The organism is Georgenia sp. G2120, from assembly GCF_055326485.1.
In genome coordinates, this window is sequence record NZ_JBUZNL010000012.1 from 65,306 (window position 1) to 87,027 (window position 21,722).

The window sequence follows — 21,722 nt, forward strand, 5'->3', positions numbered from 1 at the left end:
GCCACCGATCCCGTCGACCGTCAGGAGAACGACATGACCACCGAGCAGACCCTCTCGCCGAACCAGCAGTCCACCGAGAACCCGTACGGCGCGGGGCGGCCCCGCCCCGCGGCCGGCGCGCAGGAGCCGCCCACGGCGACCGCGCGCCGGACCGGCCCGCTCGGCCGCATCGCCTCCCTCGCCACCGCCGAGCTCAAGGTCCTGCGCCGCAACTCCGTGGCCGCGTTCTACGCGATCGCCATGGCGCCGGCCATGCTGCTGCTGATGACGACCCTCCCCGTCTGGGAGGACATCGCGTCCGTCGCCGGACCCTCGATGTCCGTGCGCGCGCTGGGCATGCTCGCGATCTTCGGCATCGTCATGGCGATCTACTTCAACCTCACGACGGCGGCCGTCGCCCGCCGCGAGTCTCTCGCCCTCAAGCGGCAGGTCTCCGGCACCGCCCGGCCGTGGGAGGTGCTCACCGCCCTGGCGATCCCCAACACGGCGGTCTTCCTCGCCCAGGTCGTCATCGCGTTCGCCGTGGTCGCCACCCGCATGGAGATGCCGGCGCTGACCAACCCGCTCGTCGCCGTCGTCGGCGTCCTCCTCGGCGCCATCGTCTTCGCCCTGCTGGCCTACGTGACGACCATCGTCACCCGGACCGCCGAGTCCGCCCAGCTCACCACGATGCCGATGATGCTCGTCGGCCTCGTCATCTCCGGGGCACTCGTGCCGATGTCGGTCCTCCCCGACACCGCGGCCACCGTCCTCGAGCTCCTCCCGGTCATGCCGATCACGGAGCTCGTCACGATCGGCCTCGGGGGCACCTCGCTCGCCGGACAGGAGCTCAGCCTCATGGAGACCTTCACCCACGCGGCCCGACCCGCGGCCGTCCTCGTCATCTGGATCGCGGTCCTCGCCGTCGTCGTCTCGAAGAAGATGCCGTTCGAGCCGCGCCGCTGACCACCGACCGAACCTCCGGGCCGGGTCCGCCACGTGTGGCGGGCCCGGCCTGGAAGACTGTCCACCCCGGAGGAAGGACGATCGATGAAGGTGCTCGACCGCTGGCGCAGCTCGACCGACGCCGCCCGGTTCGAGGCGTACACGTGGTGGTCGATCGCGGTCCTGCTCTGGATCGTCCCCTTCTTCGCCCTCGGGGCCTCTGCCGCCGCCACCGAGGGCGTGACCGTCGCGGAGTCGGATGCTCCGGTCCCACTCACCCGGACCTGGACCGTCGTCGTCCTCGTGGGGGCCGCCGTCCTTCAGACGTTGGCCGACGTCCGTGCCGCGCGCGAGTCCTGGTCGGTGCGCCTCGGGCGCGGCACGTCGAGCCCGACGACGCTCGTCCTGCAGGTCGTGACGACCGCCCTGCTCGTCGTCTCCGCCGTGCTGTTCGTGCCGAGCTCCGAGGACGTGCTGAGCAACGGCGAGTTCGTCGTCCTCGTGGCGATCACGGCGGCGGTGGCCTCCTACGGTGCGCGATGGAGCTTCCGGACGCTGGCCCTGGCGGTGCTCCCGGCCACCGTCCTCAGCGGCGTCGTGCGGCTGCTGTCGCACGACTCGGAGGCGAGCGAGGCGCTCGTCGTGCTGGTCGCCGACGGTCTCGTCATCTTCGGCTTCGGCGCCTCGATCTGGCTCTCGGCCTGGATGGTCGAGGTGGTGCGCCGCCTCGAGCAGTCCCGCGAGGTCGAGGGGCGGCTCGCCGTCGCCGAGGAGCGGCTGCGCTTCTCCCGGGACCTCCACGACACCGTGGGCCGCTCCCTCTCGGCGATCGCCGTCAAGTCCGAGCTCGCCGCCGAGCTCGCGCGCCGCGGCCGGGGGGAGGCGGCCGAGGAGATGACGAGCGTGCGCGACCTCGCCCACGACGCGCTCGCCGAGGTGCGCACCGTCGCCGCCGGCTACCGTGCGGTCAGCCTCACCGACGAGCTCGAGGGCGCCCGCTCGCTCCTGCGCTCGACCGGCGCGGTCACCACGATGACCGGGGACGTCGACGGTGTCGGGCCCGTCGCGCAGGACGTCCTTGCCTGGGTGGTCCGCGAGGGCGTGACGAACGTCGTCCGACACTCGTCCGCCCGCGAGGTCACCCTCACGCTCGCCCGCGAGGACGGGGATGCGGTCCTCACCCTCGTCAACGACGGCGCCGCCCCCGGGGCGGACGAGGCGGACACCGACGGAGCGACGCCCCACGGCACCGCCGCCGACGGGCGTCGGGGGAGCGGGCTCGCCGGCCTCGAGGAGCGCCTCGCCCGGGTCGGCGGCCGGCTGACGACCGAGCGCGACGGCGAGCGGTTCGTGCTCGTCGCCCGCGTCCCCGCCGGCGCCGTCGGACGGCAGGGCTCGCCCACGGAGGCGGCGTCGTCGGCCGCGAGTGCGCCCTCGCCCGAGCCCGGGGCGACCGACGGCGCCGACCCCGCCACCGGCGCGGCCGCCGGTGCCGCTCCGCCCGCCGCCCCACCCTCGACCACCACGGAGGTGGCCCGATGATCCGGCTCCTGCTCGCCGACGACGAGACTCTCATCCGCGACGCCCTCGCCTCACTGCTGCGCCTCGAGGACGACATCGACGTGGTGGCGGTCGCCGCCTCGGGCACAGAGGCGCTCGACGCCGCGCGCAAGCACGAGCCCGACGTGGCGGTCCTCGACCTCCAGATGCCCGGGCTCGACGGCATCGAGGCCTCGGAGGAGATCGCGCGGGCGGTCCCCGGTTGCCGATCGATCATCGTCACGAGCCACGGCCGGCCCGGCTACCTCAAGCGCGCACTGTCCGCGGGCGTCTCGGGGTTCCTCCCGAAGACGGTGTCCTCGACCGTGCTCGGCCAGGTGGTCCGGCAGGTCCACGACGGCGGCCGGTACGTCGACCCGCAGCTCGCGGCCGAGGCCATCGGGGCGGGTGACTCCCCGCTCACCGCGCGCGAGGCCGACGTCCTCGAGCTCGCCGCGCAGGGCGCCCCGGTCGAGGAGATCGCCGAGCGCGCGCACCTGTCCGCCGGGACCGTGCGCAACTACCTCTCGTCGGCCACCCACAAGCTCGACGCCGCCAACCGCCACGAGGCGGTGCACAAGGCGCGCGAGCACGGCTGGATCTGAGGAGCCGGGCCCCGCGTACCATCGCCCGGTGTCCCGCCGCGTCCCGCCCGCGCTCGCCGCCGTCGCCGGGCTGGTCGTGCCGCCGCTGCGCCTGCTCGTGGGCCGCCGGTGGTCCGGCGGGGAGCACGTGCCGCCCACGGCTGGGTTCGTCGTCGCCTCGAACCACGTCTCCAACCTCGACCCGTTGCTCGTGGGCGACTTCCTCCACGCCCACGGTGCGCCGCCGGCGTTCCTCGCCAAGTCCGAGCTCTTCACGTCGGGGCCGGTCGGGCGCATCCTGCGCGCCGCCGGCCAGGTCGAGGTCCGCCGGGACACCGAGGACGCGGACCGGGCGCTCGATCACGCGCGAGAGGCGCTCGCGGACGGACGCTGCGTCGTCGTCTACCCCGAGGGGACCTTCACCCGTGACCCCGACCTGTGGCCGATGACCGGGCGCAACGGCGCGGTCCGGCTCGCGCTCGGGGCCGGCGTCCCGCTCCTCCCCGTCGTGTCCTGGGGCGGCCAGCGGGTGCTGCCCCCGTTCACCTCGCGGTTCCGGCCGCTGCCGCGGACCACCGCCGAGGTCGTCGCGGGGCGGCCGATGGGTCGCGCCGAGCTCCTGGGGGACGACGGGGTAACGGGGCGGGAGGGCCACCGCGTCGACGCGGGAACGGCGGACGCCGGGACGGGCCCCGAGGCCGTGGCGGCCCTGACGCCGGAGGAGCTGACGGGCGCGACGGACCGTGTGATGGACCGGCTGGCCGCGATGCTGTCGGTGGTGCGCGGCGAGCCCGTGCGGGAGCGCCGGTGGGACACCCGGGTCGACGGCGACCCGCACCCGCGGCGCCGCTCCGCGCGCTGACGCCGGTCCCGCCGCCGACTCGCCGGCAGGCACCACGACGCGGGTGTCAGGAATGCCGTCCGACGTCGATGGCCCCGGACGTGCCGACCGGCCGGACCCGTCATCGGGTCCGGCCGGTGGGGTACGGGGTGCCTAGCCGGCGATCTCGATGTCGATGACGAGGCGCAGCGGGTCGGGCAGGACGAACACGCGGTAGGGGCGGGCGGAGTCGACGCCGAGGACCACCTGGATCTGGCCCTCGAACGGGGAGGACACGTAGGCCTCGGTGACGCCGGTGCCGTCGACCGGGTAGACGCCGTCGGCGAACTCCTCGCCCTCCTCGGGGTAGCGGAAGCCCGAGACCGAGACGTGGAGGAACGCGTTGCCGTCGATGTCGATCGGGGTGCCCGAGCCGTCCTCGACCGGGTCGCCCGTGTAGTCGGCGTACCAGCCGGGGTTGCCGCCCTCGCCCTCGAGGTCGACCACGACGCGGTCGTAGTACGGGTGGATGCCCGAGCGGACGTCGACGGCGAGCAGCGGGCCGCCGGCAGGGTCGCCGGCGCCCTCGTCGGAGCTGCCGGGGGAGATCCACTGCGCGTCCGTGCCGCCGGGCTCCTGCTCGTCGCTCGAGCCCTCCTCGGTGCCACCGGCCGAGTCGTCGCTCCCGTCGGCGTCGTCGTCCTCGAGCTCGTTGAGGTCGGAGCCGCTCTCGGAGCCGGTCTCGGCGGCGGACCCGGACTCGGCGGAACCGGTGTCCTCCTCGCTCGAGGGGGCCTCCGTAGGGCTGTCCTCGCTGGGCGAGCCCGACTGCTGGGTCGGGGTGTCGACGTTCGCGCCGTCGTCGGGTCCGGAGTCGTCCTCGGACGAGCAGGCGACGAGCGTGACGAGGAGGGCGGCGGTGGCGGCAGTGGCTGCCGCGCGACGAGCGCGCACGTGATCTCCTTCATGATCTGGGGAAAGGGCGGTCGGGGGCCCGCCTGGTCGGCATCGATCCTGCCTCACGAGTGGCGCGGATCCGTCACGGCGTGGTCACAGGACAGACGCGATCGGGTGGCCGTTAGGCTTCGGTCGATGACTATCGAGACCCCGGCCACAGACCGCAGGATCCGCGTCGCCCTGGTGTTCGGCGGGCGCAGCGGTGAGCACGAGATCAGCTGCGCGACGGCCGCCGGTGTGATGCGGGCGCTCGACCCGGATCGTTACGAGATCGTGCCCGTCGGCATCACCCGGGAGGGCCGCTGGGTGGAGGGACCGACCGACCCGGCCACGCTCGAGCTCGCCGCCCACGGCGCCGTCACCGAGGGCGCCGACGTCCTGCTCCGGCTCGACGGCGGCCGGGAGCTCGTCGTCGAGGACCGCCCCGCGGCGGATGCGGTAGCCGCGTCCGGCCCGACCGGCTCTGCCGCCACCGGTGTCGAGAGTGCGGCTCAGGGGCTCCGCGCGCTCGGGCGCGTCGACGTCGTCCTGCCCCTCCTGCACGGACCGTTCGGCGAGGACGGCACGCTGCAGGGGCTGCTCGAGATGGCGGACGTGCCCTACGTGGGCTCGGGCGTCCTCGCCTCGGCCGCGGGCATGGACAAGGACGTGATGAAGGTGCTGCTCGCCGCCCGCGGGCTGCCCGTCGGCCCGTACGTGTCCGTCCCCGCGCGCCGCTGGGCCACGGAGCCCGACGCCGTGCGCGCCGAGGTCGCCGCCCTCGGCCTCCCGCTGTTCGTCAAGCCGGCCCGGGCAGGCTCGTCGATCGGCATCAGCAAGGTCGCCGACCTCGCCGAGCTCGACGCAGCGATCGATCAGGCCCACGCGCACGACCCGAAGGTGGTCGTCGAGGCGGGCATCGACGGGCGCGAGATCGAGTGCGGCGTGCTCGGCGGTCGCGGCACGTCCGCGCCGCGCGCCTCGCTGCCCGGCGAGATCGTCCTCGACGGCGCGCCCGCCGGCTTCTACGACTACGAGGCCAAGTACGTCGACACCGACGGCCTGGAGATGGCGGTCCCCGCCGACATCCCCGAGCACGTGGCCGCCCGCGTCCGCGAGCTCGCCGTCCGGGCCTTCGACGCCATGGGCTGCGAGGGGCTCGCGCGCGTGGACTTCTTCGTCGACGGCGAGACGATCGTCGTCAACGAGATCAACACGATGCCCGGCTTCACGCCCTTCTCGATGTTCCCGGTGGTGTGGGAGGCGAGCGGCGTTCCCTACGGCGAGCTCCTCGACGAGCTCATCACGCTCGCGCTCGCGCGGCCCGACGGCCTGCGCTGACTCAGCCGGCGCCGTCCGTCGCCGTCTCGTCCGTGGCGGTCTCGTCCGTGGCGCTCCCGTCCGACGACGACTCCGCCTCGGCGGACTCGACCTCGGCCGCGCCCACGCAGCTCGCCACGTGCTCGGTGGCCTCGACCGCACCGTCGAGGTCGACGAGCACCGCGGACGCCTGGTCGGCCAGCTCCGGCGGGACGACCACCTCGATCGCCGGCCGACGGCCGTAGGAGACCCAGGTCGACTCGACGCCGTCGCTCGCGCCCTCCTCGAGGACCGCGCCGGCGTCGGTGTGGATCCAGTCGTGGATCCGCCCGTCGGGCAGCTCGATCGACAGGCACTCGGCCGTGGTCGGCGGGGGCGGCTCGACGCCGCAGCGCAGCGTGATCGCCGGGTCGCCCCAGGCGGTCGAGGCCTGCGACGTGGTCGACCGCCGCTCGCCCTCGGCCAGGACGTCCGGGGTGGCCTGGAGGACGGCGCCGCAGTCCGGGGCGGCCGCCGACGGCGCGGCCTCGAGCGAGACGGGCGTGCCGCAGGCGCCGAGGAGCAGCGCGGTCAGGACCGCCGCCGGGGCGAGGGGGCGACGGCGAGGCATGTCCGCAGGGTACGTCGCGCGCTGGGTAGCGTGTCCGGGTGACCGTCCCGCCGAGCAGTTCCGACCAGCAGCCGCGAGTCGACGACCGGGACGGCACCACGCCCACGGTCCGCGACGTCGGCGAGGACGGGGTGCTCGCCGTGCTCCTGCCCGAGCTCCCGGCCGGCGACGGCACGATCGTCGGTCCCGGCGACGACTGCGCGGTCGTCGCGTCGACCGACTCCCGGCTCGTCGTCAGCGCGGACATGCTCGTCGAGGGCCACCACTTCCGCACCGACTGGGGCACCGGCGTCGACGTCGGGTGGCGGGCCGCGGCCCAGAACCTCGCCGACGTCGCCGCGATGGGCGCGGCCCCGCTCGCCCTCGTCGTCTCGCTCGGCCTGCCCGGGGCGACCCCGCTGACGTGGGTGCGCGACCTCGCCCGGGGCCTCACGCTCGCCTGCCGGCCGATCGGGGTGGGCGTGGTCGGCGGCGACCTCACCGCGTCCGAGCGCCTCGTCGTCTCCGTCGCCGTCCACGGCGACCTCCAGGGCCGCGACCCCGTCCTGCGCCGCGGCGCCCGGCCCGGGGACGTCCTCGCGCACGCCGGCGTGCTGGGCCGTGCCGCCGCCGGGTACGCGCTGCTCGACGCGGGCGCACGGGACGCCGGGGAGGGGCCGGGGCGCGACCCGCTCGTGGCCGCCTTCCTCCGACCGGACCCGCCGGTCGCGCTCGGGCCCCTGGCGCAGGAGGCCGGCGCGACCGCGATGATCGACGTCTCCGACGGCCTCGTGCGCGACGCGGGCCGGATCGCGCGGGCGTCCGGTGTCGTCGTCGACCTCGACTCCCGGGCGACGCTCGCTGCGGATCGCGACGCCCTCGCCGGTGCTGCCGCCGAGCTCGGCGCCGACCCGGCCGAGTGGGTCCTGCGCGGTGGCGAGGACCACGGGCTGCTCGCCACCTTTCCGTCCGATGCCGCGCTTCCGGCGGGCTTCCGGGCGATCGGCCGCGTCCTCGGCGCGGGCGAGGCGGCGGCGGAGACACCCCCGCCCGTGGTCGACGGGGTCGGCGGCGCGGTCCTGCTCGACTCCCGCCCGGTCGGCGGGATCGGCGGCTACGACCACTTCGTCTGACAACGGACCTGGGAACGACGAAGGACCCCGCCCGACGGGCGAGGTCCTTCGTTCACGCGGCCGGCCGAGAGCCGGTTCGCGGAGGTGTCAGCTCTTGACGTAACGCGTGACCTTGTCGGCCTTGAGGCACGAGGTGCACACGTTCATGCGCTTCGGCGCGCCGTCGATGTTGGCGCGGATGCGCTGGATGTTCGGGTTCCAGCGGCGCGACGTGCGCACGTGGGAGTGCGACACGGTCTTGCCGAAGCTGGGGTGCTTGCCACAGATGTCGCAGGTCGCAGCCACGGTGGATCTCCTGAGCTCGTACGGGGCGGCCGCGACGGGAGCCGCGGGCCGATGGTCGACACGCCCATTCGACGGCCGGGGCCGGACGGGCAACCGGGACAGCGTACCCGAGTCGGCACCCCCGCCCCAAGGGGCGGCGGCCCCCGGTCGCGTGCGTTGAGACACAGGGGAGAGTCGCGCGGGCCTGGGGATGCGCAGGTCCCGACGTCGGTGGCTCACCGTAACCTGGCCCCGTGACAGGCGTGGCGGCTCACCGTGCGGGCGAGGACCCGGCCGGGCTCGACTCTCCCGTGAGCCGGCTCGTGCGCAAGGCCGCCGCGGACAAGTTCGCCCGGCTCGGCGTGCGCACGCAGCGCGACCTCCTGCGGCACTACCCGTTCCGGTGGGTCGCCCCCGGCCGCCTCTCCTCCCTCGCGGACCTGCGCCCCGGCGAGCAGGTGACCGTCGTCGCGGAGGTCGTCGGCGCCGAGACGCGCGTCTCCCGGGCCGGCGGGCGCGGCGGCTCCCGGCTCGTCGTGACGATCACCGACGGCTCCGCCTTCCTCACGCTCGTCTTCTTCGGCTCGTCCCCGCGCTCGTTCGGGATGCACACGCGCCGCCTGCGCGCCGGCGTGCGCGGCCAGTTCACCGGCGAGGTCTCCGTCTTCCGCGACGAGCTCCAGCTCACCCACCCCGACTACCAGACCTTCGAGGCGGGCGAGGACGGGGCCGAGGCGGAGGCCCTCGCCGCCGAGGAGGCGCTCCGCCCCACGCCGATCTACCCGGCCACCCGCGGCCTGCCCTCGTGGGTGATCGCCGCGACCGTGCGCTCGGTCCTCGACCCCCTGCGGCCCGGCGACCTGCCCGAGCCGCTCCCGGCCGGCTACCGCGCCGAGCACGGCCTCCTCGGCTCGCTCGAGGCGCTGCGGGCGATCCACCATCCGGCCGACGAGCGGGAGGTCGCCGCCGGAGCGCTCACCCTTCGCCACGAGGAGGCCTTCCTCGTCCAGACGGCGCTCGCCCGCCGCCGGGCCGAGGCCGCCGGGGACGGCGCCGAGCCCAACGCCGCGATCGACGCCGGCCTGCTCGCCGCCTTCGACGCGGCCCTGCCGTTCACCCTCACGCGCGGCCAGTCCGAGGTCGGCGCCGCGATCGCCGAGGAACTGTCCGGCACGGTCCCCATGCAGCGGCTCCTGCACGGCGAGGTCGGCTCGGGCAAGACCGTGGTCGCCGCCCGCGCCATGCTCCAGGTGGTCGACGCCGGCGGCCAGGCCGCGCTGCTCGCCCCCACCGAGGTCCTCGCCCAGCAGCACCACCGCGCGCTGAGCGCCCTGCTCGGCCCGCTCGCCCGCGCCGGCCGTCTCGACGCCCCGGACGGTCCCGCCACCCGGGTCGGCCTGCTCACCGGCTCCCAGCCGGCCGCCACCCGCCGGGACGAGCTCGCGCGGCTCGCGTCGGGGGAGACCGGCATCGTCGTCGGCACGCACGCCCTGCTCACCGATACCGTGCAGATCCCGTTCCTCCGCCTCGTCGTCGTCGACGAGCAGCACAAGTTCGGGGTCGAGCAGCGCGACGCCCTGCGCACGCGCGGCGAAGCCGTGCCGCACCAGCTCATCATGACCGCGACCCCCATCCCGCGCACCGTCGCGATGACGGTCTTCGGCGACCTCGAGACCTCGGTCCTCGGGGAGCTGCCCGCGGGGCGCTCGCCGATCGCCACCACCCTCGTCCCTGCCGCCAACGCCCGGTGGATGGCGCGCGTGTGGGAGCGCGTGCGCGAGGAGGTCGACGCCGGAGGGCGCGCCTACGTCGTCGTCCCCCGGATCGATGCCGGGGACTCCGACGACGCCCCCGCCCAGGGAGCGACCGGCGGGGCGCCCGACGACGCACCTCGCCCGCTCCCGTCCGCGTCCGTGGAGGAGACCTCGGCGCTGCTGGCGGCGGAGCAGGCGCTCGCCGGCGTACGGGTCGGGGTCCTGCACGGGCGGATGGCGGCCGACGAGAAGGACGCGGCCATGGCGGCCTTCGCCTCCGGCGAGACGCCGGTGCTCGTGGCCACCACCGTGGTCGAGGTCGGCGTGGACGTGAGCGAGGCGAGCATCATCGTCGTCCTCGACGCCGACCGCTTCGGCCTGTCCCAGCTCCACCAGCTGCGCGGCCGCGTGGGTCGTGGGTCGCGGCCCAGCATCTGCCTCGTCGTCAGCGGCGTCGAGCCCGGCACGCCCGCCTGGGAGCGGCTCGAGGTCTTCGCCTCGACCTCGGACGGCTTCGCCCTGGCCGAGGCGGACCTGTCGATGCGCCGGGAGGGCGATGTGCTCGGCACCGCCCAGTCCGGGCGTACGAGCGGGCTGCGGCTCCTCCGGCTCGCGCGGGACGCCGACGTCATCGCCGCCGCCCGGACCGCCGCCCGCGAGCTCGTCTCGGGCGACCCGGACCTCGAGCGCCATCCGGGCCTCGCGGACGCGATCGCGATCGAGCTGGCCGACGGCGAGGACGAGTTCCTCGACAAGTCGTGAGACTGCGTCGCCGGGCTACTCCTCGTACGGGGGTGGCGGGGACGTGACGACGGACGCGACGAGCAGCGAGACGGCGAGCGCGATCGCGGTGAGGACGCCGAGCGGAGCGCCGGCCCAGACCGCGAGCCCGACCGCGACGGAGGCGACGACCCCGACGTCGGGCCCTGTGAGCAGCAGCATGATCGACCCGACCGGCACGGGGCCCATGGGGGAAGGGGCGACCGGACCGGTGCCCTCGTCGTCCTTGCGGTAGGCCCAGCGCAGCGCCGCCCCGGCCCAGCCGAGCGCGGCGGAGGCGAGGACCGGCACCCACGCGAGGACGTCGAGGGCCGGGCCCCGGCCGCCGGACGCGTGGAGACCGAGGACGATCGCAGCCCCGACGACGAACGGCGCGAGCGCCACCCACGACCACGTCAGGCGGGTCACGCGGTGCGCGCGGGCACTCATCGGCAGGTGCGCGTCGAGCCCCTCGCGCGTGCGGGCGATGCGGGCGCCGGTCGCGCTCGCGCACGCCGAGACGTAGCCGAGCGCACCGACGGCCACCGGGAGCAACCACGCCGGCGCCCCGCGGACGTCGGCCACGAGCGTGAGGGCGAGCACCGCGAGCAGGGGCCGCAGCGCGAGCGCGGGGCGGCGCAGCGTGGCGACGGCGTCGGCCGCGAGCAGCGCCGCGGGTGCCCGGAGGCGGCGGGGCAGGCGGGCGAGCAGCCCCCACCGGGCCCGGCGGCGGACGACCGGCGCACCGTCGGCGGCCGTGAGGGCCCCGAGCGTGCGGGTGTCGAGGGTGGCGAGAGCGAACGTGGCGGACCCCGCGACCCCTCCGCCGCGCGCGAGCTCGGCGTCCGCGATCCGCTCGACGCTGCGCCGGGCGAGCGCGCCGGCCACCACAGCAGCCGCAAGCCCCAGCCCCGCGACTGCGAGCAGGACGTGCACCGGCGGCAGGGCCGGGACCGGGGGCGCCGTGACGAGAACGACGAGCGCACCTGCGACGACGACGAGAAGTGCCGCTCCCGTGGCGACGTCGACCGCCCGGCCGGTGGTCCGGCCTCGCGCCGGTGATGCGGGCGCGGACGCAGGCTCGTCGCGAGACCGGGGCGCCTCGTGGGCGTGCGTGCCGGCCGGACCGTCGACGCCCGCGCGTACGGTCGAGGCGTCGACCGGCCCGGCGGACTGCGCCGGGACGAGGGCGAGGCAGGCCGCGCCGGTGAGCGTCGCGGCGAGCGCGGCGGCGGAGGCGACGGGCCCGGCGGCGACCTCCTGCCCGCCGAGGGCGGTGGCCGCGACCGCCCCCAGCCCGCCGCCGACGACCGCGCCGAGGGCGGGCCAGCGCCACGCCGCCGGGCCGATGAGCGAGAGCCGGTCGACCGGGAGCGGCAGCCACCAGCGCACGCGTTCGCGGTCGAGCCCCACCGGGCCCAGGCGGCGCGAGAACCGGACCACGGAGACGAGGGCGGCGGCGAGGGCGAGCAGCCAGAGCCAGCCGGCGTCGACCCGGCCGGCGGCGCCCTCGGCCCCCTGGGCGAGCAGTCCCGCGTCCCGGGCCGCATAGAGCGCGACGGCCAGGGCCATCGCGGCGGCGAGGACGCCCATGTAGACGTCGGCGAGGGTGTCGGCGAGCGTCGTCGACGCGCCGAGCGAGCGGCGCACCTCGGTCCAGCGGCGCACCGACCGACCGGACGGCCACGAGGTCGCCGCCGGAGCCGCGGATGACGGTCCGCCGGGTGGTCCGGGAGCCGAGCTCGACCCGCCCCCCGGCCCGCCCGCCGTCACAGCCCGGCCACGAGGTCGGCGCCGTCCTCGGCGTCGGTGATCCGCACGCCGTCGTCGGACAGGACGAGCACCGAGGTGGCGGCGAGCTGCACCGTGGCCGGGTCGTGCGAGGCGAACAGCACCGCCCGCCCGGCCTCGCGCTCGTCGGCGAGCCGGTCCGCCACCCGGTGGCGCGCCCCGGTGTCGAGTCGGGACTCGGGCTCGTCGAGGACGAGGAGCCCGCGGGGCCGGGCGAACGCGGCGGCGAGCAGGAGGCGGCGGCGCTGGCCCGACGAGAGCGCGGACGGCACCGCGCGCGAGCGTTCGGCCAACCCGAACTCGGTGAGCAGCTCGCCCGCGAGCTCGCCGGGGGAGTCGACACCGTGCCCGAGCGCGGTGAGCTCGAGGTGCTCCGCGGCGGACAGGCCGGGGAAGAAGACCTCGTCGCCGAGGTCGTGGGAGATCGCGGCCCGTTGGCGCGCCGAGCGCGGGTCGGGCGGCCGGCCGTCGATCCGGGCCTCGCCGCCGAGCGCGGGCAGCATCCCGAGGACCGTGCGCAGGACCGTCGACTTGCCCGTGCCGTTGACGCCGACCACCGCGAGCGCCTCGCCCGGTCCGACCGAGAACGTGACCGGCGGGCACACGGGGAACGCGTACCCCACCACCAGGTCCGTGGCCTCGAGCCGCATCCCCGCAGGTTACGCAGGCCTCCCGGCCACCCGTCGTAGGCTGCGCGGGTGACACGGATCGTGGCGGGCACCGCCGGCGGGCGCTCGCTCAAGGTGCCGCGCTCGGGCACCCGGCCCACCTCCGAGCGGGTCCGCGAGGCCCTCTTCTCCTCGCTCGGGTCGATGGGGGCCGTCGAGGACGCGGTCGTCCTCGACCTCTACGCCGGCTCCGGCGCGTTGGGCCTCGAGGCCGCCTCCCGGGGTGCCCGCGCGGTCACCCTCGTCGAGCGGGCGGCCCCGGCGGCCGCCGTCATCCGGGACAACGTCCGGACCCTCGGCCTGGCGGTCGCCCGGGTCGTCACCGCCGACGCCGCCGCCCACGCCGCGTCCCCGGCCGCGGAGCCCGCCGACCTCGTCCTCCTCGACCCGCCCTACGACCTCGCGGCGGCCGACCTCGACGCCGTCCTGGCCTCCCTCGCGAGCAACGGCCACCTCGCGGACGGCGCGATCGTCGTCGTCGAGCGGGACCGCCGTGCCCCGGAGCCGAGCTGGCCCGCCGGGCTGGTCCCCCTGCGGACCCGCCGGTACGGCGACACCACCGTCCACGTCGCCGCCCACGAGGCCCCGACGGCTACCGTGGACGCACCATGAGTCTTGCCGTCTGCCCCGGTTCGTTCGACCCGGTCACCCTCGGTCACGTCGACGTCGTCCGCCGCGCCCGCGCGATGTTCGACGAGGTCGTCGTCGCCGTCGCCACGAACGTCGCCAAGCGCTACCTCTTCACCGACGACGAGCGGGTCGACCTCGCCCGCCGCGCCGTCGCCGACCTCGACGGGGTGCGCGTCGAGCTCGTGCCCGGCCTGCTCGCGCAGTACTGCGCGGACGTCGGGGCGAGCGCGATCGTCAAGGGCCTGCGCGGCGCCGCCGACGTCGACGCCGAGCAGGCGATGGCCCTGATGAACCGCCACCTCACCGGGGTGGAGACCGTGTTCGTCATGGGCGACCCGCGGCTCGGCCACGTCGCCTCCTCGATGGTCAAGGACGTCGCCCGCCACGGCGGCGCGGTCGACGACCTCGTGCCGGCCGACGTCGCCGCCGCCCTGCCCCTCGCCCTGCGCCGCACCTCCGGCGGTCCCGGCGCTCGGGTCGTCCCCGTCGCCGACGGGTCCGACCCGGACGCCACGCCGCCCCGACACCCAGGAGTCCAGGTATGACCTCCGAGCCCATCGACGCCACCCACGACGCCGGGGAGTCGCTGCTCGCGATCCTCGACGAGCTGAGCCGGATGGTGACGCAGGCCCGCTCGATGCCGATGTCCTCCTCGGCGATCGTCAACCGCGCCGAGGTCCTCGACCTCATCGCGTCGGCGCGCGCGGTGGTCCCCGAGTCGATCGCGGCGGCCGACACGATCGTCGCGGACGCCGACGCCGTCCTCGAGCGCGCCCGCACGCAGGCCGAGGAGATCGTCCACGACGGCGAGCAGCAGGCCGCCCGCCTCGTCCAGGACGAGCCCGTCCTCGCCCAGGCCACCGAGCAGGCCCGGCGCATCGTGGCCGAGGCGGAGGACGCCGCCGCGCGCCGCGCCGCCGACGCCGACTCCTACGCCGGCCAGCACCTCGGCCGGTTCGAGAAGGAGCTCGACGCCCTGCTCCAGCAGGTCCGCGCCGGCCGCGAGTACCTCGCCGGGGGAGCGGGTCTGTCCCGGCCCGGGCAGGGGGCCGACGACCGGGAGGGCGCCGAGCGCCGCGACGGCGGCGACCGCCGCGAGCAGCGCTCCGAGCACCGCCCCGAGCACGGCCGACCGGAGTCCCGATGAGCTCCCCGCTGACCGTCTCGATCCGGGACCTCGCGCGCCGCGCCGGCTCGGTGCGCCAGGTCGAGCTCGCCGCGCCGGCGCCCGAGGAGATGGGCAACGAGGTCCTGCGCGTCCCGCAGGGCTCCGACATCGACCTGGACCTCACCCTCACCGCGGTCTCCGACGGCATCCTCGTCACCGGCCCCGTCCGCGCCCGCCTCGCCGGCGAGTGCACGCGCTGCCTCGACCCGATCGACACCGAGGTCACGGCGGAGCTGACCGAGCTCTTCTACCACCCGGACGTGCGCGCCCGGCTCGTCGAGGACGGCGACGAGGACGCGGAGGAGTACCCGGTCGTCGACGGCGACGACCTCGACCTCGAGGTCGCCGTGCGCGACGCGATCGTCCTCGACCTCCCGTTCACCCCGCTGTGCCGGCCTGACTGCCCGGGCCTGTGCTCCGTGTGCGGGATCCGTCTCGCGGACGCCGAGCCGGGCCACGCGCACGAGGACGTCGACCCGCGCTGGGCCGCCCTGTCCGCGCTCGCGAGCGAGGACGCGCCGGTGCACGGCGCCGTCGTCAGCGACCCGGACGCCGGATACACCCAGGCCGGCGACCCGGGGGCCGGGGGAGCGGACGACGAGGCACCGACCTCCTCCGCCGACGCCCCCGACCCGCGAGGCCGGGAGTGACCCGGAACAGGAACCGGCAGCAGACCGGCGAGGGCCCGGCCCGTCGCTCCGACGTCGAGCGGCTCACCGACGCCCTCGGCGTGGCGATCGACCCCGAGCTGCTCGTCCTCGCCCTCACCCACCGCTCCTTCGCCCACGAGGCCGGTGGTCTGCCGACCAACGAGCGGCTCGAGTTCCTCGGCGACTCCGTCCTCGGCGTCGTCGTCACCGAGCACCTCTACCGCACGCACTCCGACGTGCCCGAGGGCGACCTCGCCCGGATGCGCGCGGCCACGGTGTCCCAGAAGGCGCTCGCCGTCGTCGCCCGCGAGCTCGACCTCGGCGACTACGTCCTCCTCGGCCGCGGCGAGCGCACCTCCGGCGGCCGGGAGAAGGACTCGATCCTCTCCGACGCCGTCGAGGCCATCATCGGCGCCGTCTACCTCGGCCACGGCCTCGAGCCGACCCGCGAGGTCGTCACCCGCCTCGTGGGTCCGATGCTCGAGCACGCCAGCTCGCTCGGCGCCGCGCTCGACTGGAAGTCCTCTCTCCAGGAGGCCGCCGCGGCGAAGGGGCTCCCGGCGCCCACGTACGAGCTGAGCCACGAGGGCCCGGACCACGCCAGGGTGTTCACCGCCGTCGTCACCTTCTCCGGCGAGGTGGCCGGCACGGGCGCGGGCACGTCGAAGAAGGTCGCGGAGGCCGAGGCCGCCGAGGCCGCCTACGCCTGGGTGACCGGGCCGGGAGAGGCGAGCGACGGCGTCGGGCAGGAGGGTTCCTCGAACGACGAGACCCCGAACGACGAGGTGCCCGACGACGAGACCCCCGATGCGTCCTCGTCCGCCGCGCCCGCGGGTGACGCCGGCCCGGCGGGGACCACCGCGTAGTGCCCGAGCTGCCCGAGGTCGAGGTCGTCCGCGCCGGCCTGGTCCCCGCACTCGTAGGACGCACGATCGCCGACGTCGAGATCCGCCACCCCCGCGCCGCGCGGAACACCGCCGGCGGGGCCCACGCGTTCCGCGCCCTCACCGGCCGGGAGGTCGTCGGCGCGGTCAGGCGCGGCAAGTACCTGTGGCTGCTGCTCGACGATGCGTCCGACGCCCTTCTCGCCCACCTCGGCATGTCCGGGCAGATGCTCGTCCAGCGGCCCGGCACCGACCTCGCCCCCGGCCCGCACCTGCGGGCGCGCCTGTGCACCGACGACGGCGGCGAGGTGTGGTTCGTCGACCAGCGCACCTTCGGGTACGTCGACCTCACGCGCACCGTGCCCACCCCGGACGGCGGGCCGGGCGGCCTCGGCTCGCCCGAGCCAGTGCTCCCGGCGCCGGTCGCGCACGTCGCCCGCGACCTCCTCGACCCGGACCTCGACCTGACGGGACTCGTCGCCCGGACCCGGCGCCGCCGCACCGAGGTCAAGCGGGCGCTGCTCGACCAGACCCTCGTCTCCGGGGTCGGCAACATCTACGCCGACGAGGCGCTGTGGCGCGCCCGCCTGCACGGCACGCGAGCCACCGACGCGCTGCCCGCCTCGCGGCTGCGCGAGCTCTACGAGGCCGCCGCCGCGGTGATGGCCGAGGCCCTCGCGCAGGGCGGCACGAGCTTCGACGCCCTCTACGTGAACGTCGCCGGCACGCCAGGCTACTTCGCCCGAAGTCTGCAGGTCTACGGGCGCGCAGGGGAGCCGTGCACGCGGTGCGGAGCGGGCATCGCACGGGCGCGGTTCATGAACCGCTCGAGCCACTTCTGCCCGGTCTGTCAGCGAGAGCCTCGGGTCAGGCGGTGAGGGGAGGCAGCTCGCGCTGATGTGCTCGTCGGGGGTGCGCGGCCAGGTCCCGTCGCGTCGACGCAGGTCGCGGCGTCGTCACGACGTCTCCGTCCCGTCCAGGGCGAGGATCTGGGCGCCGCTGCGCCGGAGGCGGTCGAGGTACGCGGCCGGGTCAAGCAGCTGCGAGGGGAAGTGCAGCCCGGAGGGCACCGGGTCGCCGCCCCCGAGGCCGGCCAGGCGTTCGAGCACCATCGCGACCCCGAGGCCGGTCGGAGACATCTGCCCCTGGGGATGCACGACCGCCTGCCGCAGGCGCAGCGGTCGGCCCTGCGGATCCTCACCGACGAGCTCGACGAGGATCTCGGTGGACAACGCCCCGCCCGCACGGCGGGCAGAGGTGACCCCCTCGGCGAGGTCGAACCGGATGTCCGGGGCGCCGGTCGCGGTCCCGAGCACGACGACGTCGAACGGGGAGAGCGCCGCGGCCTGCATCTCCGTGCCGTCGGCCGCTCGGACGATGGACCCCAGGTCTTCCTCGGGGAGCCAGGAGTACGCGCCGTCGCTGCGGACCATGGCCGGTGTCGTCGCTCCCACGGCCCGCTCCAGGTCCGCGACCTGGGCGGGTCCGCCCGCGTCCTGCTCGTCGAGCACGGCGGCCAGGCGGATCCGGTCGACACGCGCGAACCGCTCGGCGAGGTGGAGGGCAGGGATCGTTGTCGCCGCGACCAGCCACTCGGCGCCCAGCACGATCGGCGCGGCGTGCGGTCGGGCGGCGGAAGCTGCCACCTCGGGGGCCATCTCGTGGACGCCCAGCGCCGAGATCCCGATGTGCCCCGCTCCGCGCTCCTGCGCGAGGCGCAGCACGGACAGGGCCCCGTCCCTGAACAGGGTGGCGACGGCTGCGACGGGGCGGTCACCGAGGCCGAGGTCCGGGGCGCCGAGGTCCAGACGCACGGCCTCCGCCGCGCCGACCTCCTCGGCGACCCTGCGTGCCCTTGAGAGGTCGCGCCCGCCGATGAGCAGCGGCACCGTCGGGTGCGCGTCGCGCAGGTGCCGGGCGGTCCAGCGTCCGATGAGGCCGGATCCCCCGGCCAGCAGGATCGGGTCCATGTCGTTCTCCTGCCTGCAGCTAGTAACCTACGAACAGTAGGTTCAATGCACGTTAACCTACTATTCGTAGGTTGAGCAACGGCGGCGCGCGAGGACGGCGGGGAGAACGTGGCGGAGTTCGAGACGAGCGACCCGCGGGAGATCGCGCGGGGGGCTGTGCGACGAACCGAGCGGGCGCAGCCGGAGGTCGCGCGGGGGGCTGTGCGACGGACCGCGCGGGCGCAGCCAGGGGCCGCACGGGGGGCTGTGCGGCGAACCGAGCAGGAGCAGCCGGAGGCCGCGCGGGGCGTGGACGGGACGGCGGCCCCGGCCGGAGACGCTCGCGTGGCTCGGGGCGGCAGAGCTCGACTCACGCGCGCCGGGCGTCGTGACCAGCTGCTGACGACAGCGACGCGCATCCGGCAGGAGGAGGGTGCGGACAGGCTGACGCTGGGCCGCCTCGCCGAGCGCGCCGGGGTCTCCAAGCCGGTGGTCTACGACCACTTTCACGCACTGGAGGACCTGCAGATCGCGCTGTACCGCACCCTGCACGAGCAGCAGCTGGACGCCGTGCGCGCAGCCCTCACGCAGGGGGAGGCCCGCCCCGGGTCGACGATCGATGCCCTGGCCGAGGCCTACATCCGCTGTGCGGCCGACGTCGACGCCGACTGGCGGGCGCTCTCCGGCAGCGCGCAGAAGGATGCCGTCTTCCAGGAGCTGCTGGACAGCTGCGTGGACCTGTTCGTCGACGTCCTCGGCCCCCGCGCCGAGGTGCCGTCGGCAGAGCTGCGTCGACGGTGCACGGGCCTGGTCGGCGCAGGCGAGGCGCTCGCCGCGGCCTGCGTGCGAGGGGAGTGCCGGACGAGCGACGGCGCTCGGTCGCTGGCCGCGCTGATGCAGGGGGCACTCGCGCCCGGTGGGCGCCGCGGCGACGGATAGCATCGGCACCATGACGAGTGAGGCCAACGGCGACGTCCGGGTGATGATCATCGACGATCACGAGATCGTCCGGAGGGGCATCGCCGAGGTCGTCGACCGGGCCGAGGGGCTCACCGTCGTGGCCGAGGCCGGGTCGGTCGCCGATGCTCTGCGGCGCGCCGAGCTCGTCCGGCCCGACGTCCTGCTCGTCGACCTCCAGCTCGGCGACGGCTCGGGCATCGACCTCATCAAGGCCCTCGCCGAGAAGGTGCCCGGCGCCCACCCCGTGGTCCTCACGAGCTTCGACGACGACGACGCCCTCGCCGCCGCCCTCGACGTCGGGGCGAAGGCCTACCTGCTCAAGACCGTCCGCGGCGCGGAGATCGCCGACGTCGTGCACGCGGTCGCCCAAGGGCGCACCCTCCTCGACGCCCGCACCGTCACCCGGCGCCGTGCCTCGCACGACGACCCGACCGCCGACCTCACCCCCTCCGAGCGCAAGGTGCTCGACCTCATCGGGGACGGCCTGTCCAACCGTGAGATCGGGGAGAGGCTCGGGGTGGCGGAGAAGACCGTGAAGAACCACATCACGAGCCTGCTGAGCAAGATGGGCCTCCAGCGCCGCACGCAGGTCGCCGCCTGGGTCGCGGGCCAGCGGGCCGCCGGCTGGCGCGGCTGAGCGACCGGGCGGACGCGGACCGGGTGGCGGCCTAGCCGCGTCCGCCCGTGGGCACCTGCCACTGCAGCAGGGTGCCGCGGCCGGTCTCCGTCCGGCCCACCGAGAACGTCCCCCGGTGCCGGCGCGCCCGCTGGGCGAGGTTGCCGAGGCCGGAGGAGCGGGTGCGGGCGGGGTCGATGCCGCGTCCGTCGTCGACGACCTCGAGCAGCACCGACCCAGTGGGCCCGGAGCCGCGGATGCGCAGGCGCACCGAGACGGACGAGGCGCCCGCGTGCCGCGCGGCGTTGGACACGCCCTCGCGGACGACCGCCACGATGTCGTCCGCGACGTCGGGGTCGACCCGCTGCCGGATGACGTCGGACATCGGACCGCCGAGGTCGGCGTCCGAGACGAGGGTGCCGTCGACCTCGACGAGCAAGGACGGCGCGAAGCCCAGGGTGGTGCGGGCGATCGACGCCTCGCGGCGCAGCCGCTCGACGAGCAGCACGCCCTGCTCGGGCTCGCGCAGGTTGTGGACGATGGACCGGATCTGCCGCACAGAGGACTCGACGGCGTCGACGGCGGCGTCGATGAGCGCCGTGAGCCCGAGCGCGCTGGCCTGGTCGTCCTCGGTGCCACCCGTCCCGGCGGCCCCGGCCTGCCCCTTCTCGAGGTCCTCGGCGCGGGCGCGCGCCTGCGTGAGCTGCATACCCGTGGCGAAGAGCTGCTGGATCGCGAGGTCGTGCAGGTCCCGCGCGATCCGGGCGCGCTCCTCGACCATGGTCGCGACGTCCTCGACGTGCCGGGCCCCGGCGATCTGCAGCGCGAGCACGGCCTGGGAGGCGACCTGCTGGGCGATCTCCAGCTCGAGCTCGGTGAACTCGGGGCGGCCGCGGTGCCGCAGGAGCAGGAGCACCCCCTCGGCCTCGCCGCCGAGCAGCATCGGCGCGTACAGCGCGGGCCCGTACGACGCGAGCTCGGGCACACGCACCGTGCGCGACCGCGTGAGCGAGTCGACGATGAGCCCCGAGCGCTCCCGGATGACGGTCCGTGCGCGGCCGTCCGGCGGGAAGACGAGGCCGAGCAGCTCCCCGGAGCGGTCGCCCCGCACGATCTCGGCCACCCACGTGTCGCCGACCGAGGGCAGCACGAGGATGACCGTGTCGGCCTCGGCCACGTCGAGCAGGCGTGAAGCGACGAGCTCGAGCGTCTCCTCCTCGTCCGTGCCCTCGAGCAGGGCGGTGGTGATCTCGTTCGCCACGGCCGTCCACCGGGCCCGGGTCTGCGAGGCGCCGTAGGTGGTCGCGTTCGCCACCGCGACCCCGGTGGCCCGGGCGAGCGTGATCGCCGTCGTCACGTCCGCCTGCGTGAAGGGCCCGTCCTCCTTCTCCGCGAGGTAGAGCCGTCCGTAGACGCGGCCACCCGCGCGGACCGGGACGCCGAGGAACGAGTGCATCGGCGGGTGCCCGGGCGGGAAGCCGCCGAAGTCCGGGTGCTCCGTGAGGTCGTCGAGGAGGAGCGCGCCGTCCGGGGGGATCGCGCCGAGGACGCCCGTCCCCGACGGCGGGTGCCCGAGCACGCGCATGTCCTCCTCGGACATGCCCACCTGGATGAACGTCTGCGTCTCGCCGTTGGAGTCGAGGACGCCGAGCGCCGCGTAGCGGGCCCCCGTCAGGGCGGCGGCGGAGGCGACGAGCCCGTCGAGCGCGCCGCGGACCTCGAGGTGGCTGGTGAGGGTGAGCGCGGAGCCCAGCACGTCGTCGTCGAGCTCGTGCACCGGATGT

At 75.7% G+C, this 21,722-nt stretch carries 22 protein-coding genes; 15 read left to right on the forward strand and 7 right to left on the reverse strand.

Features of this window, described 5'->3' with window-relative positions:
* Positions 1-33: 33 nt before the first annotated feature.
* From ACZLMO_RS13080 to ACZLMO_RS13095, 4 genes are all read left to right on the forward strand, one after another.
* On the forward strand, positions 34-945 hold the full coding sequence (locus tag ACZLMO_RS13080; RefSeq protein ID WP_463654003.1) for an ABC transporter permease: 912 nt from the start codon (positions 34-36) through the stop codon (positions 943-945).
* Between the two features lie 84 nt (positions 946-1,029).
* Entirely contained in the window at positions 1,030-2,466 is a 1,437-nt protein-coding gene (locus ACZLMO_RS13085; RefSeq protein ID WP_463654004.1) for a sensor histidine kinase, read from the forward strand.
* Complete coding sequence (locus tag ACZLMO_RS13090; RefSeq protein ID WP_463654005.1) at positions 2,463-3,068, forward strand: response regulator transcription factor; 606 nt, start codon at positions 2,463-2,465, stop codon at positions 3,066-3,068. Before ACZLMO_RS13085 ends, ACZLMO_RS13090 begins: the two co-directional genes overlap by 4 nt.
* A 28-nt stretch (positions 3,069-3,096) precedes the next feature.
* Complete coding sequence (locus ACZLMO_RS13095; RefSeq protein ID WP_463654006.1) at positions 3,097-3,909, forward strand: lysophospholipid acyltransferase family protein; 813 nt, start codon at positions 3,097-3,099, stop codon at positions 3,907-3,909.
* 132 nt (positions 3,910-4,041) lie between these two features.
* Here ACZLMO_RS13095 and ACZLMO_RS13100 read toward each other — a convergent pair whose 3' ends face one another.
* Positions 4,042-4,821, reverse strand: a complete 780-nt coding sequence (locus ACZLMO_RS13100) for an AMIN-like domain-containing (lipo)protein (protein ID WP_463654007.1) — start codon at positions 4,819-4,821, stop codon at positions 4,042-4,044.
* A gap of 138 nt (positions 4,822-4,959) precedes the next feature.
* On the opposite strand from ACZLMO_RS13100, the gene ACZLMO_RS13105 reads away from it, so the two are divergent.
* On the forward strand, positions 4,960-6,144 hold the full coding sequence (locus ACZLMO_RS13105) for a D-alanine--D-alanine ligase family protein (RefSeq protein ID WP_463654008.1): 1,185 nt from the start codon (positions 4,960-4,962) through the stop codon (positions 6,142-6,144).
* Position 6,145: 1 nt separating this feature from the next.
* Here the strand turns inward: ACZLMO_RS13105 and ACZLMO_RS13110 are convergent, their stop codons facing one another.
* On the reverse strand, positions 6,146-6,733 hold the full coding sequence (locus tag ACZLMO_RS13110) for a DUF3515 family protein (RefSeq protein WP_425712843.1): 588 nt from the start codon (positions 6,731-6,733) through the stop codon (positions 6,146-6,148).
* Positions 6,734-6,771: 38 nt separating this feature from the next.
* Between ACZLMO_RS13110 and ACZLMO_RS13115 the strand changes: the two genes are divergently transcribed.
* Entirely contained in the window at positions 6,772-7,845 is a 1,074-nt protein-coding gene (locus ACZLMO_RS13115; RefSeq protein ID WP_463654009.1) for a thiamine-phosphate kinase, read from the forward strand.
* An 87-nt stretch (positions 7,846-7,932) separates the two neighbouring features.
* On the opposite strand, the gene rpmB is transcribed toward ACZLMO_RS13115, so the two are convergent.
* Complete coding sequence (gene rpmB / locus ACZLMO_RS13120) at positions 7,933-8,130, reverse strand: 50S ribosomal protein L28 (RefSeq protein WP_425708419.1); 198 nt, start codon at positions 8,128-8,130, stop codon at positions 7,933-7,935.
* A gap of 233 nt (positions 8,131-8,363) precedes the next feature.
* Here rpmB and ACZLMO_RS13125 point away from each other — a divergent pair, with 233 nt between their 5' ends.
* A complete protein-coding gene (locus ACZLMO_RS13125) occupies positions 8,364-10,625 on the forward strand; it encodes an ATP-dependent DNA helicase RecG (RefSeq protein WP_463654010.1) in 2,262 nt (753 codons plus the stop codon).
* Positions 10,626-10,640: 15 nt separating this feature from the next.
* Here ACZLMO_RS13125 and ACZLMO_RS13130 read toward each other — a convergent pair whose 3' ends face one another.
* Both ACZLMO_RS13130 and ACZLMO_RS13135 read right to left on the reverse strand, forming a co-directional pair.
* The gene (locus ACZLMO_RS13130; RefSeq protein ID WP_463654011.1) at positions 10,641-12,290 is read right to left on the reverse strand and encodes a DUF6297 family protein; all 1,650 of its coding nucleotides are present in this window, start codon (positions 12,288-12,290) and stop codon (positions 10,641-10,643) included.
* 101 nt (positions 12,291-12,391) lie between these two features.
* Positions 12,392-13,063 carry an ABC transporter ATP-binding protein gene (locus ACZLMO_RS13135; RefSeq protein WP_463654012.1) on the reverse strand — a complete coding sequence of 224 codons (672 nt, stop codon included), beginning with the start codon at positions 13,061-13,063 and terminating at the stop codon, positions 12,392-12,394.
* Positions 13,064-13,111: 48 nt separating this feature from the next.
* Between ACZLMO_RS13135 and rsmD the strand changes: the two genes are divergently transcribed.
* The 6 genes from rsmD to mutM are packed head-to-tail and all read left to right on the forward strand — an operon-like array spanning position 13,112 to position 17,291.
* On the forward strand, positions 13,112-13,693 hold the full coding sequence (gene rsmD / locus ACZLMO_RS13140) for a 16S rRNA (guanine(966)-N(2))-methyltransferase RsmD (RefSeq protein WP_463654013.1): 582 nt from the start codon (positions 13,112-13,114) through the stop codon (positions 13,691-13,693).
* Positions 13,690-14,256, forward strand: a complete 567-nt coding sequence (gene coaD / locus ACZLMO_RS13145) for a pantetheine-phosphate adenylyltransferase (RefSeq protein WP_463654014.1) — start codon at positions 13,690-13,692, stop codon at positions 14,254-14,256. Before rsmD ends, coaD begins: the two co-directional genes overlap by 4 nt.
* Complete coding sequence (locus ACZLMO_RS13150) at positions 14,253-14,858, forward strand: hypothetical protein (protein ID WP_425712850.1); 606 nt, start codon at positions 14,253-14,255, stop codon at positions 14,856-14,858. The genes coaD and ACZLMO_RS13150 overlap by 4 nt, the downstream gene beginning before the upstream one ends.
* Complete coding sequence (locus ACZLMO_RS13155; protein WP_425712851.1) at positions 14,855-15,529, forward strand: YceD family protein; 675 nt, start codon at positions 14,855-14,857, stop codon at positions 15,527-15,529. Before ACZLMO_RS13150 ends, ACZLMO_RS13155 begins: the two co-directional genes overlap by 4 nt.
* Complete coding sequence (gene rnc, locus ACZLMO_RS13160) at positions 15,526-16,395, forward strand: ribonuclease III (protein WP_463654015.1); 870 nt, start codon at positions 15,526-15,528, stop codon at positions 16,393-16,395. Before ACZLMO_RS13155 ends, rnc begins: the two co-directional genes overlap by 4 nt.
* Positions 16,395-17,291, forward strand: a complete 897-nt coding sequence (mutM, locus tag ACZLMO_RS13165) for a bifunctional DNA-formamidopyrimidine glycosylase/DNA-(apurinic or apyrimidinic site) lyase (RefSeq protein WP_463654016.1) — start codon at positions 16,395-16,397, stop codon at positions 17,289-17,291. Before rnc ends, mutM begins: the two co-directional genes overlap by 1 nt.
* A gap of 78 nt (positions 17,292-17,369) precedes the next feature.
* On the opposite strand, the gene ACZLMO_RS13170 is transcribed toward mutM, so the two are convergent.
* Positions 17,370-18,383 (reverse strand): hypothetical protein, encoded by a 1,014-nt coding sequence (locus tag ACZLMO_RS13170; RefSeq protein ID WP_425712854.1) that lies wholly within the window; start codon positions 18,381-18,383, stop codon positions 17,370-17,372.
* Positions 18,384-18,629: 246 nt separating this feature from the next.
* Between ACZLMO_RS13170 and ACZLMO_RS13175 the strand changes: the two genes are divergently transcribed.
* Together ACZLMO_RS13175 and ACZLMO_RS13180 are read left to right on the forward strand one after the other, a co-directional pair.
* Positions 18,630-19,301 (forward strand): TetR/AcrR family transcriptional regulator, encoded by a 672-nt coding sequence (locus ACZLMO_RS13175; protein WP_463654017.1) that lies wholly within the window; start codon positions 18,630-18,632, stop codon positions 19,299-19,301.
* 10 nt (positions 19,302-19,311) lie between these two features.
* Positions 19,312-19,959, forward strand: a complete 648-nt coding sequence (locus ACZLMO_RS13180) for a response regulator (protein ID WP_425712856.1) — start codon at positions 19,312-19,314, stop codon at positions 19,957-19,959.
* A 31-nt stretch (positions 19,960-19,990) separates the two neighbouring features.
* On the opposite strand, the gene ACZLMO_RS13185 is transcribed toward ACZLMO_RS13180, so the two are convergent.
* The gene (locus ACZLMO_RS13185; RefSeq protein ID WP_463654018.1) at positions 19,991-21,715 is read right to left on the reverse strand and encodes a sensor histidine kinase; all 1,725 of its coding nucleotides are present in this window, start codon (positions 21,713-21,715) and stop codon (positions 19,991-19,993) included.
* Between the last annotated feature and the right edge of the window lie 7 nt (positions 21,716-21,722).

Bases quoted from the DNA above. Each gene is read 5' to 3' on its own strand.
- ACZLMO_RS13105 (WP_463654008.1), top strand. From the start codon at position 4,960: ATGACTATCGAGACCCCGGCCACAGACCGCAGGATCCGCGTCGCCCTG.
- ACZLMO_RS13085 (WP_463654004.1), top strand. From the start codon at position 1,030: ATGAAGGTGCTCGACCGCTGGCGCAGCTCGACCGACGCCGCCCGGTTC.
- coaD (WP_463654014.1), top strand. From the start codon at position 13,690: ATGAGTCTTGCCGTCTGCCCCGGTTCGTTCGACCCGGTCACCCTCGGT.
- ACZLMO_RS13080 (WP_463654003.1), top strand. From the start codon at position 34: ATGACCACCGAGCAGACCCTCTCGCCGAACCAGCAGTCCACCGAGAAC.
- ACZLMO_RS13170 (WP_425712854.1), bottom strand. From the start codon at position 18,383: ATGGACCCGATCCTGCTGGCCGGGGGATCCGGCCTCATCGGACGCTGG.
- ACZLMO_RS13180 (WP_425712856.1), top strand. From the start codon at position 19,312: ATGACGAGTGAGGCCAACGGCGACGTCCGGGTGATGATCATCGACGAT.
- ACZLMO_RS13090 (WP_463654005.1), top strand. From the start codon at position 2,463: ATGATCCGGCTCCTGCTCGCCGACGACGAGACTCTCATCCGCGACGCC.
- ACZLMO_RS13135 (WP_463654012.1), bottom strand. From the start codon at position 13,063: ATGCGGCTCGAGGCCACGGACCTGGTGGTGGGGTACGCGTTCCCCGTG.
- ACZLMO_RS13110 (WP_425712843.1), bottom strand. From the start codon at position 6,733: ATGCCTCGCCGTCGCCCCCTCGCCCCGGCGGCGGTCCTGACCGCGCTG.
- ACZLMO_RS13150 (WP_425712850.1), top strand. From the start codon at position 14,253: ATGACCTCCGAGCCCATCGACGCCACCCACGACGCCGGGGAGTCGCTG.
- ACZLMO_RS13155 (WP_425712851.1), top strand. From the start codon at position 14,855: ATGAGCTCCCCGCTGACCGTCTCGATCCGGGACCTCGCGCGCCGCGCC.